Origin of the sequence: Nocardiopsis sp. TNDT3, assembly GCF_003427465.1 — a bacterium.
Lineage (GTDB): Bacteria > Actinomycetota > Actinomycetes > Streptosporangiales > Streptosporangiaceae > Nocardiopsis > Nocardiopsis dassonvillei.
Genome location: NZ_QPFC01000307.1, coordinates 1 through 11062, shown reverse-complemented (window position 1 = coordinate 11062; position 11062 = coordinate 1). Strand labels below are relative to the sequence as shown.

6 protein-coding genes are annotated in these 11062 nt (G+C 74.9%); 4 read left to right on the top strand and 2 right to left on the bottom strand.

Annotated elements, in window-relative coordinates:
• Positions 1–102: 102 nt before the first annotated feature.
• Positions 103–918: a metallophosphoesterase gene (locus DQW06_RS08315; RefSeq protein ID WP_041552748.1), complete on the bottom strand. Its 816-nt coding sequence runs from the start codon at positions 916–918 to the stop codon at positions 103–105.
• Between the two features lie 85 nt (positions 919–1003).
• Positions 1004–1507: a DoxX family membrane protein gene (locus DQW06_RS08310; protein WP_071622292.1), complete on the bottom strand. Its 504-nt coding sequence runs from the start codon at positions 1505–1507 to the stop codon at positions 1004–1006.
• Positions 1508–2043: 536 nt separating this feature from the next.
• Here DQW06_RS08310 and DQW06_RS08305 point away from each other — a divergent pair.
• The 4 genes from DQW06_RS08305 (at position 2044) to DQW06_RS08290 (ending at position 11039) form a co-directional block, all read left to right on the top strand.
• On the top strand, positions 2044–3528 hold the full coding sequence (locus DQW06_RS08305; protein ID WP_117198240.1) for a sodium/glutamate symporter: 1485 nt from the start codon (positions 2044–2046) through the stop codon (positions 3526–3528).
• A 256-nt stretch (positions 3529–3784) separates the two neighbouring features.
• A complete protein-coding gene (locus tag DQW06_RS08300) occupies positions 3785–5314 on the top strand; it encodes a TIGR02677 family protein (RefSeq protein ID WP_071622291.1) in 1530 nt (509 codons plus the stop codon).
• Positions 5314–6756 carry a DUF2398 family protein gene (locus DQW06_RS08295; RefSeq protein ID WP_071622290.1) on the top strand — a complete coding sequence of 481 codons (1443 nt, stop codon included), beginning with the start codon at positions 5314–5316 and terminating at the stop codon, positions 6754–6756. Before DQW06_RS08300 ends, DQW06_RS08295 begins: the two co-directional genes overlap by 1 nt.
• Positions 6756–11039 (top strand): TIGR02680 family protein, encoded by a 4284-nt coding sequence (locus tag DQW06_RS08290; protein ID WP_117198239.1) that lies wholly within the window; start codon positions 6756–6758, stop codon positions 11037–11039. Before DQW06_RS08295 ends, DQW06_RS08290 begins: the two co-directional genes overlap by 1 nt.
• The last annotated feature ends 23 nt before the right edge of the window (positions 11040–11062 follow it).

Below are 11062 nucleotides of genomic sequence, written 5' to 3'. Positions count from 1 at the left end.
CCGGGGGGCCGGACGCGGAGCCGGGCGGGCGGGACCGGCACGGGGTTCCCGGTCGGGCGCCGACGGCCGACGGACGCAGCGCCCTCCCGTCGCGCCCGGGGCCTACAGGATGCGGCGCGGCCCCTCGGGCGGGTGCGGACGGGCGCCCCACTCGCGGGGGTAGCCCAGCGAGACCTCCACGTGGGGCACGCCGTCGACCACGATCGTGCGCGGGATGTGCAGGTGCCCGTAGACCACGGCGCGCGCCCGGTAGCGCACGTGCCAGTCCGCGGTGGCCTCGGTCCCGCACCACTGGGCGAACTCGGGGTGGCGCAGGATCCGGGTGGGTTCGCGCACCAGCGGGAAGTGGTTGACCAGCACGGTGGGCAGGTCGGCGTCCAGCGCGTCCAGCCGCTCGCGCGTGTACTCCAGGCGGGCGCGGCACCAGGCGTCGCGCCCGGGGTGGGGGTCGGGGTGCAGCAGGTACTCGTCGGTGCACACCACGCCCGCCTCGTGGGCGACCGCCAGCGCCTCCTCCTTGGTGCGCGTCCCCTCGGGCCGGAAGGTGTGGTCGTACAGCACGAACAGGGGGGCCACCGCGACCGGCCCCTCGGGCCCCGGCCACACCGGGTAGGGGTCCTCGGGGGTGTGCACGCCCAGTCCGCGCAGGCCCTCGACCAGGTGCCGGTAGCGCGCCTCCCCGCGCAGCTGGACGGGGTCCTTGGGCGTGGTCCACAGGTCGTGGTTGCCCGGAACCCAGACCACGGTGGCGAACCGGTCGGCCAGCATTTCCATCGCCCAGAGGACTTCCTCGCCGGTGTCGGCGACGTCCCCGGCCACCAGGAGCCAGTCGTCGTCGGACTCCGGGCGCAGCCCCTCGGTGAAGGCGCGGTTGTCACCGTGCCGTACGTGCAGGTCGCTGATGGCGAACAGGCCCATCCCACCGTCTCCCCGTGTCGGCACCGGTCCGCGGCCACCCTACACACAAACGCGGGGGCCGACCTGCGCCGTGCCGCCGGGCGGCTCACGCGACGGTCCCGGCGCGGGGCGCCCGCGCGGGGGCGTCCGGCGCCGCGCGCCGCCGGGCGCGCAGGTGGTGGACCAGCACGGCGAGCGTCGCCGCCAGGAACACCGCCTGCATGGCGGTGCGCACCGGCAGGCTCTCGGTCATCCCGGTGACCGTCCCGGCGGTGATCGCGTACACGTTGGCCGGGAACATGACCACCAGCAGGGCGCTGAGTCCGGCCGCGGCCCAGGGCGAGGTGCGCGCCCACAGGATCCCCGCCGCCCCGGCCAGTTCGAGGACGCCCGTGACGGTGACCAGCAGGGCGGGAGCGGGCAGCGCGGGCGGGACCATCGCGATCAGGTCCTCGCGCATGCCCACGAAGTGCGACACCCCGGTCAGGGCGAACATGGCCGCGATCCCGCCCCGCAGGGCCAGCGGCCAGGAGCGCAGCGGACGCACGCCCGCCGCGCCGAGGGCGAGCAGCAGCGCCGTGACGCCGACGAGGGCGATGAGCGGTTCCATGGTGCTTCCTCCCGGTGTGTTCTCCCGTCCCCGTAATCTTTCCACTGGCAATATTCCTCCTCCCGGTGGAACTTGTCAACGGAAAGATGGAAGGGCGGTGGTGGACGGGGCCCGCGGATGCCCGCGGACCCCGCGTGACACTTCCCATCCCGGCGGCGGACCGCCGGGCGGACCGGCTCGGATAGGGCGGACCGGGCCCCGACGGTGGACGCCCCGCCCCCGCGGCCGCCACAGAGCCGTCCGTGGACCGCGTTCGGGCCCTGTCGCGGGTGGAAGCGTCGGCGGCCCAGGTCGCCGCGGCCCGCGCGGTGTGAGCGGACCCGTGTGCCGCGTCCGCTTCGGTCACGTCGAGTCCGTGTTCGACACCACTACGGGATGTGTAGGATGCCGCGGGTGATCGTGACGACACGGTCACCCGAGCCGTGGCGCCCTCCCCCCTACCTCCCCGCCACGGCGCCGAGCCGAGGCGTGCCGCCCCGACCCGCTCGTGTCCGGGTGCGCACGCGCTCGCGGAACCGACACACGAGAGGTAGAGGATGAGCCCTGAGACCGTCGGCCTCGCACTCCTGCTGCTGGGAGTGCTGCTGCTGACAGCGAAGCTGGTACGGGTCAGGTGGAAGCTGACGCAGAGGCTCTACCTTCCCGCGTCGATCATCGGCGGCGGTGTCGCCCTGCTCCTGGGCCCCGACCTGTTCGGGCGCCTCATGGGCTGGCTGGCCGACCGGGGCGTCGGTGGGGGCTTCGCCGAGCGCGCGGCCGAGGGCGGCCTCTTCGGTACCGACGTGATGGCGGTCTGGTCGGCCCTGCCCGGCCTGCTGATCTCGGTGGTCTTCGCCAGCCTCTTCCTCGGCAAGCCCCTGCCGCGCTTGCGCGAGGCCGCCTCCCTGGCGGGCCCCAACCTCGCCTTCGGCGTCACCATGGCCAGCGGCCAGTACGTGATCGGCCTGGTGCTCGCCCTGCTGGTGCTCGCACCCCTGTTCGGCGTGCCGGTCATCTCCGGGGCCCTGATCGAGATCGGCTTCCTCGGCGGGCACGGGACCGCGGCGGGGCTGGGCGACACCTTCGAGCAGGCGGGCTGGGCCGCGGGGCAGGACCTGGCCCTGGGCATGGCCACCGTCGGACTGCTGTCGGGGATCATCGTCGGCATCGTCCTCATCAACTGGGGCGTGCGCCGCGGCAAGTCCAACGTGATCAGCGACGACGCGCGCGGCAGCGACACCGAGCAGGCCGGGCTGGTCGAACCCGGCAAGCGCTCGGCGGGCTCGACCATGACCGTCCACCCCTCGTCCATGGACCCGATGACGCTCCACTTCGGGCTGGTCGCCCTCGCCGTGCTGATCGGTCAGCTCATCCTCATGGGGTTGCAGTGGCTGGAGCGGACTCTGTGGGCCGACACCATCGAGATCATGGCCTACGTGCCGCTGTTCCCGCTGGCCATGATCGGCGGCATCCTCCTCCAGGTGTTCATCGACCGCTTCGACCGCAACGACGTGGTGGACCACGGGACCGTGGAGCGGATCCAGGGCCTGTCGCTGGACGTGCTCATCATCGCCGCGATGGCCACCCTCTCGCTCCAGGCCATCGCCGACAACATCGCCGCCTTCACCATCCTCGCCGTGGCGGGCGTCCTGTGGTCGCTGTGCGGCTTCCTGTTCCTGGCGCCGCGGATGATGCCCAGCCACTGGTTCGAACGGGGCATCGGCGAGTTCGGCCAGTCCCTGGGCGTCACCGCCACGGGCCTGGTGCTGATGCGCGTCGTCGACCCGGAGATGAAGTCGCCCGCCTACCCGGCGTTCGGCTACAAGCAGCTGATCTTCGAACCGTTCTTCGGGGGCGGCCTGGTCACCGCGGCCGCCATCCCGCTGATCATCAGCCCGCAGGTGGGAGCGGTGGGCTTCCTGGCGATCATGGCCGTCGTCCTGGCGGCCAGCCTCGCCACGGGCCTGTTCGTGCTCCGTCGCGGGTCGCGCGGGGCCGCAGCCACCGAACGGGAGGCCGAGGAGGCCGAGACGGTGTCCTGACCCGGCGCACGCGCCCGCCGGTCCGGCCGCGGCGGAGCGGGGCGCGGGGCCCGGCGGCCGGGACCGGTCCGGTGCTCCGGTGAGGCGGGGCGGTCCGGGCGCCGGACGCGGCTTTCACCGGGGCGCCGGGCCTCCTCCCGAACCGGGCCTGTGGAAAACGGGTGTACCGTCCCTTCGGTCACCTAGCGTTAGTGGGGAGGCGCGACCGGTCCGAGGTCCGCCCCGGCAACGCGCACACCAACCGAAGGGGCGGCCCGTGGTCGAACGCAGAGCCCTCGACATGGACTCGCTCGCGGTCAGCGACCGGTTCCGTCTGTTCAACTTCACCCGTCGCGACGACCACGTCACCTACCTGTGGATCCTGCGGGCCATGGACCGCCTGCGCGAGGTCCACCAGGTCCAGGTGGCCCCCGACGACGTCGCCGAGGCCCTGCGCGAGCTGGCCCGGTCCCACGACGGGGTGCCCGTGCCCGACCGGAGCCTGCGCGACCGCCTGGACGAGCTGCACGCCGACCGCGTCGTGCACCGCTTCGACGACGCCTCGCGGGCGGGCAACCTGGCGCGCTACCGCAACCGCCAGTCGGTCTACCAGTTCAGCGAACTCGGCTACCGCGCCTACCAGTCGGTGGAGAACCTGCTCGGCGCCCGCATCGAGGACGTCAACCTGTCCCGGCTGGTCTTCTCCGAGGTCCTGGACGACCTGCGCGCCCTGGCCGAGGCCAACCGCACCGGCCGGGCCGAACAGGTCTACCGCAGGCTCGCGCGCCTGGACGCGGTCATGGAGGACATGGGGCGCCGCTCCGCCCAGTTCCACGTCACCCTCGGTGAGATCCTGCGCTCCACCGACACCTCCCCGGACATCTTCCTGCGCCACAAGAACGCCCTGCTGGTGCACATGAGCGACTTCATGGCCGAACTCGACCGCTACCTGCCCCGCCTGGACCGCGCCGTGCGCGAGGTGGAGGAGACGGGGCTGGCCACGCTGCTCTCCCGCGCCGCCGACTCCGACGAGCGCCTGTTCATGGAGCGCGACGAGCGCCTGGCCGACTGGCGCCGCCGCTGGCGTGCCCTGCGCGCCTGGTTCGCCTCCGACGACGCCATCCCCGCGCGGGCCGCCGAACTCCACGCGGCCACCCGGTCGGCCGTCTCGGGCGTCATCGCCCTGCTGCGCCAGATCACCGAGGCCCAGCGCGGCGGGGTCAACCGCTCCACCCAGCTGCGCCACCTCGCCGAGTGGGTGTTCCACACCCCCGACGACGGCGCCGCGCACGCCCTCATGGGCGCCGCCTTCAACGTCCGCTCCGCCCGCCACCTGGGCGCGGCCCACGACGACGAGGAACAGATCCCGCCCAACACGACCTGGTGGGACGCCCCCGGCGTGGAGGTGTCGGTCACCCTGTTCCGCAGCGGCAACGCCCCCAACGCGGGCGTGCCCAAGCCGGTGCGGCGCAACCCCGGCGCCCAGGCGCGCCTTCGCGGACAGCAGGCCGCGGGCCGGGCCGCCGAACGCGAGGCCGCGGCCCGCCTGGTCGACCTGGGCGCCCACGGCCGGGTCCTGGACGAGACCGACACCCGCGTCCTGCTGCGCCTGGTCACCCGCGCCCTGGAGTCGCGCAGCGTCGTCGCCGGACGCCTGTCCTCGGCCGGCGGCGAGGGCGACGGCACCATGGTCCGCCTGGTCCCCGACCCGGCGGGCAGCACCGTCCACACCAGCCAGGGCCGCATCCACCTGCCGGGCCTGCGCCTGGAGGCCACCGGCCACCGGCCCCGAACGAAGAACACCTGATGCCCCGACTCTTCGCCCGCACGGTCGCACCCGCCGACCTGGGCTCCTACCAACAGGCCATGCGCCGCGTCCTGACCTGCGACCTCATCACCGCCGCGCGCCCGCGCCCCGGTGTCCTGGACCAGGTGCTGCGCTGGGCCGACGAACTCGCCGCCGACCTGGAGCGGCTCTTCGGCTACACCCTGGTCGCCACCACCGACCACGTGCGCCTGGTCCGCGAACTCGACGCCCTGGACCCCACCCAGCGCCAGACCTTCTCGCGCCGGGGCAAGCCCTTCGACCGGCGCAGACTCGCCTACCTGTGCCTGGTCCTGGCCGCCTTCCAGCGCTCCCAGATCGAGATCAGCCTCGCCGACCTGGTCGCCCGGTTCACCCCCGGGGCCAACGCCGTCGCCGGGCTGGGCTACGACCCCACCGACGGCGCCCACAAGGCCGCGCTGGTCGACGTCGCCCACTGGCTGGTGGACCGCGGGGCGCTCCACCTGTCCGACGGGTCCCTGGAGGCGTGGGCGGCGGGCGGCGAGCAGGGCGACGCCCTGTTCGACATCGACCACGAGGTGTGCGAGCTGCTGTTCCGTCCGGCGCGCCCGGTCCAGCACCTGGGCAGCGTCGCCGGGCTGCTCGCCGACCCGCTCACCGAGGCCTCGCCGCGCGAGCAGGCGGCCCGGCGGGCGCGGCGGCTCCTGGTGGAACGGCCGGTCGTGTACTACGCCGACCTCGAACCGGCCGTGGCCGCGGTCCTGCGCGGCCGGGGCGTGGCCGAGGACCTGGCCCGCGCCACCGGGCTCAGCGTCGAGCGCCGCGCCGAGGGCGTCCTGCTGGCCGACCCGGCGGGCACCTTCACCGACCGGCCCTTCCCGGGCCGGGGCGGGGCGGTCAACCGCACCGCCGGGCTGCTGCTGGCCAAGGTGGCCGACCTGCTGGAGACCTCCCTGGCCGCGCTGGTCCGGCTCCAGGTGCCCCCGCACGCCGACGACCAGGCCGAACTCGTCCGGCTCGTGGACGCCGGTCTGCCCCGCGACGGCGTCGTGGCCGACCTGGCCTGGACCGTGGAGCCCGCCGGGGAGCGGGAGGAGGCCGCGGCGCTGCTGGAGGTCCCCCTGGTCGAGCGCGGCCGGTGGGAGACCATGATCCACGAGCTCTACGCGGAGTTCGGCGCCGCCTCCTTCGGCGGAGCCTGGCAGCAGGACCCCTACGGCCTGCTGGACGCCGCCCTGACCCTGCTCGCCGAACTCTCCCTCATCAGACCGGTCCCCGGCGGCGCCCTGGTGCTCCCCGCCGCCTCCCGCTACCGCAACATCCAGGGCGCGCTGCCCGAGCGCGCCGACGGGGGACAGCTGCCCCTGGGGCTGACTGAACCCCCGCCGGGAGGGCCCGTCTCCTCCGGCCCCTCGCCCGACACCGCCCCCGCAGCCGCCTCCACCTCCGCGGAAGGAAAGTAATGTCCCCCAGGAGCGACCGATTCCGGCCCAGCCGCGCCGGCGTGATCAACGTCTGGGACTACGTCGACGAGGAGTTCGTGTTCGCCGACGGACGCCTCGTCCTGCGCGGACACAACGGCTCGGGCAAGACCAAGGCGTTGGAAGTGCTCTTCCCGTTCATCCTGGACGGGTACACCGACGCCCGCCGTCTGGACCCCTTCAGCGGCCAGAACCGCACCATGAAGTCCAACCTGCTCTACCGGGGCCAGGACTCCGAGTACGGGTACGTGTGGATGGAGTTCGCCCGCACCGGACCGGGGGAGGGGACCGAGACGGTCACCCTGGTCATCGGCCTGCGCGCGCACCGCCACCGCGACGGCGTGACCCCCTCCTTCTTCGTCACCGACCAGCGCCTGGGCGTGGACTTCGGCCTGCTCGCCACCGACGGCCGCCCGCTCACCGAGCGGCAGCTCAAGGGGGTGCTCGGCGAGGACGCCTTCCGCTCCACCGCGGCCGACTACCGCCGCGCCGTGGACGCGCGCCTGTTCGGCCTGGGCGAGCGCTACGTCCAGCTGCTCGACCTGCTCCTGGCGCTGCGCCGCCCGCTGCTGGCCAAGGACCTGGACCCCGAGAAGGTCTCCGAGACCCTCACCAGCGGCCTGAGCCCCCTGGACGAGGAACTCCTCGACCAGGCCGCCCGCGACTTCACCAACCTGGCCGCCGTCCAGCGCCGCTTCGACCAGGCCAGCACGGCGCACGCCGCGACCACGGCCTTCGTCGGGGAGTACGCCGCCTACCTCACCGCCCACGCCCGCCACCGCCTGGCCCGCGTGCACACCGCCGCCGGGCAGACCGCCGAGCAGGCCCGCGCCATCGCCGAGGCCCGCGACACCCGCGAGCGGGCCACGCTCGCGCACGCCGCCGCCACCGGCCGGGCCGAGGAGCACGACGCCCGGATCCGTCGGCTCGCCGCGCGCAGGGGCGGTCTGGAGGCGCACGAGGCCTTCCGCAGCCACGCCGCCCTGGAGATCGAACGCGCGCACAGCGCCGAGACCGCCCGCGCCCTGGCCGAACAGCGGGCCAGACTGGACGACCAGGCCGGGGAGGTCACCGCCCTCCAGCGTGAGGCCGACCGGGTCGCCGCCGACCTCGAACACGGGCGGGCGCGCACCGGTGAACTGGCCGCGGAGCTGGCCGAGAACGCCGCACAGGCCGGGCTCGACCACGACGGGGAGGGCCCCGCCGACACCGGCGACGACCTGTCCGCCGCCGCGCGGGCGCGCGCGACCGCCCGCCGCGCCGACGTGGCCGCGGTCCGCGAGCGCCTCGCCGAACTCGCCCGCGCCGAGACCGCGCGCGGCGCCGCCGAACGGGCCGCCGCCCAGGCCGAGGACAGGCTCGGACGCGGCGAGGCGGAGTGCGCCCGCGCGGCCGACGACCTGGCCGCGGCCCGCGCCGGTGCCGCCGACGCGCTCACCGCCTGGGCCGAGCACTGGGCCGAGGGGCCCGCCCCGGTCACCGACGCCGCCTGCGTCGCGGCCCTGAGCGGGACACTGGAGGGCGTCGGACGCCCCGGCACCCCCACGGTGTCGGAGGTCTACGGCGAGCACACCGACCAGCAGCGCCTGGACGCCGCCGCGCACACGCGCACGCTGGAGACCGACCGGGACCGGCTCGGCGCCGAGATCGACCGCCTCACCCGCGAGCGCGCGGACATCGCCGCCGAACGCGACGACGCCCCGCCCGCCGACGCGCTGCGCACCGCCTCCCGCGAGGGGCGCCCCGGCGCCCCGCTGTGGCAGCTGGTCCGCTTCGCCGACGCGGTCGGCGACGACGAGGCCGCCGCCGTCGAGGGCGCCCTGCACGGTGCGGGCCTGCTCACCGCCTGGGTGCACCCCGACGCCGACGCCACCCGCGCGGCGCTCGCCTCGGGCGGGGCCGACGCCTACCTGCTGCCCGCCGAGGGCGCGGCCGCGCCCGAGGGGCCCACCCTGGCCGACGTGCTGGTGCCCGAGCGCCAGGACCGGGTCCCCGAGCACGTCATCGCCCGCGTCCTGGCGTCGGTGCGCCTGGTCCGCGACAGCGAGGGCTCGGCCGGGGCCACGGACACCGTCCAGTCCCTCGGGGCGGCTGACGCCACGGGCGCCGGGGGAGCGGCGGCGCACACCGTCGGCACCGGCGCGCGGTTCGCCCAGGGGGTGCTGGTGGGCGTCAGCCCCAAGGCCGCCCCCGAGTTCATCGGCGCCACCAACCGCGCCCACCGCCGCCGCGAACGCCTGGCCGAGTGCGACGCCCGCATCGCCGAACTCGACGAGCGGCGCGCACGGGTCGCCGAACAGCTCGACCGGGCGGGCGAACTCCTCAAGGCCTTCACCCGGGCCCGCGCCGCCCTGCCCGAGACCGCCCCGATCGACCGGGCCGTGCGCCGGGTCGACCAGCAGTCCACCCTCCTGGCCTCGGCGAGGGCCGAGAGCGAGGAGCGCCGCCGCGACCTCGACGCCGCGGTCGCCGAGGTCGACGCCCACCGCCACCAGGTGCGCGCGGTGGCCTCCGAACGCGCCATGCCCGCCCAGCCCGAGGCGGTGGACGCCGTCGCCCGCGCCGTGGACGACTTCCTGGAGACCGCGCGCCGCCTGCACACCGCCCGCGCAGAGGTCGACCGGCACACCGTCGACCTGGACGGCCGGAAGGAGACCCTGGACCGCCTGCGCGCACGGCTGGAGGAGGACCGCGAACGCCACGAGGAGCGCACCCGCGAGCACGAGCGCGCCGCGGCCGAGCTGGCCGCCAAGCAGGAGGGCATCGACGCCCCGGTCCGCGAGCTCATGGCCGAGCTCGAACAGGTCAAGGAGGAGCTGCACCGGGCCCGTGAGGAGCACCAGGGCGCCCAGAAGGAGGCCGCGGCCGCCCACGAGGCCATGATCCGGGCCGACGAGAAGCTGGAGGGCGGGCAGCGGGCCCTCACCGACTCCCTCTCCGCGCTGTTCGAGCAGGCCGACGCCTTCGCCGCCCTCACCCACCCCGACCTGCGCGCCACCCTGGGCGTGGACACCGCGCACGCCTGGCCGGACCGGCGCTCCTGGCCCGCCCCCGAGGAGGCCGCCGAACAGGTCCTGGCCGAGGCCCCGGACGACCCGGAGGCCGCCGTGCGCGCGGTCCTGCCCGGCCGCGCCGCGGAGCTGCTCGACGCGTTCACCGCCGCCGTCGGCTCCGGGTCCGCGGTCACCGACGGCGACCTCAAGACCGTCTCCACACGCATCTCCAACGCCCTGCGCGTCTTCCAGGACACCCTGGGCGGCGACGCCGAGGGCTACCGGGTCGACCACGAACTCGGGGTCAGCGGCGTCATCACGGTGTTCGTCAACGACGAGACCGGCCGCAACCCCGTCTCCGCCTTCGCCCGCGTCATCGCCGAACGCGTCGAGGAGCAGGGAGCGCTGCTGCGCGAGGAGGAGCGCGGGGTTCTGGAGGACGAACTGCTCACCGGGATCGCCCAGCAGATCCACGAGCGGGTGCGGGTGGCCCGCGACCTGGTCGTCAGCATGGACCGCGACACCCGTTCGCGGCCCATGTCCTCGGGCACCCGGATCGGCATCCGCTGGAGCCGCTCCGACCGCGTGAGCGAGCACCAGGCCACCGCCGCCCGCCTGGTCCGGCGCGACACCGACGAGCTGGGCGCCTCGGGGCTGACCCGGTTGCGCGAGGTCCTGCGGGAGATGATCCGCGAGCACCACGCCGCCCACCCGCGCGCCACCTACAAGCAGGTCCTGTCGGCGGTGCTGGACTACCGCACCTGGTACCGGTTCGAGCTGCGCCTGGCCGTGCCGGGCCAGGAGGAGGTCAAGCTCACCAGGAACAAGCACGAGCAGATGTCGGGCGGCGAGAAGTCCGCCGCGATCCACCTGCCGCTGTTCGCCGCCGCCAACGCCCTGTACACCTCGGCCGCGCCCACCTGCCCCCGGATGGTGGCCCTGGACGAGGCCTTCGCCGGGATCGACGACCGCTACAAGCCCGAGCTCATGGGGCTGACGGTCACCTTCGACCTGGACATGTTCATGACCGGGCACGACCTGTGGGTGCACTACGACAGCGTGCCCATGGCCGCCCACTACGACATGCACCACGACAAGGGGGCGCACACCGTCTCGGCGATGCTCATGCTCTGGGACGGCACCCAGACCATCGACGCCGACGCGGGGTTCTCCGGCAACGAGGAGCTGGCCGCGCAGCTGCTGGGCATCACCCCCAGCCGGTTCGCCCCGCTGTCCTCGGCCGGAACCCTGTTGGAGGACGCCGACGCCTGAGCGGTCCCGGCACGGCCCCGGTG

Excerpts from the sequence above, each read along its gene's own strand:
- DQW06_RS08315 (WP_041552748.1), bottom strand. The coding sequence starts at position 918 with ATGGGCCTGTTCGCCATCAGCGACCTGCACGTACGGCACGGTGACAAC.
- DQW06_RS08305 (WP_117198240.1), top strand. The coding sequence starts at position 2,044 with ATGAGCCCTGAGACCGTCGGCCTCGCACTCCTGCTGCTGGGAGTGCTG.
- DQW06_RS08295 (WP_071622290.1), top strand. The coding sequence starts at position 5,314 with ATGCCCCGACTCTTCGCCCGCACGGTCGCACCCGCCGACCTGGGCTCC.
- DQW06_RS08310 (WP_071622292.1), bottom strand. The coding sequence starts at position 1,507 with ATGGAACCGCTCATCGCCCTCGTCGGCGTCACGGCGCTGCTGCTCGCC.
- DQW06_RS08290 (WP_117198239.1), top strand. The coding sequence starts at position 6,756 with ATGTCCCCCAGGAGCGACCGATTCCGGCCCAGCCGCGCCGGCGTGATC.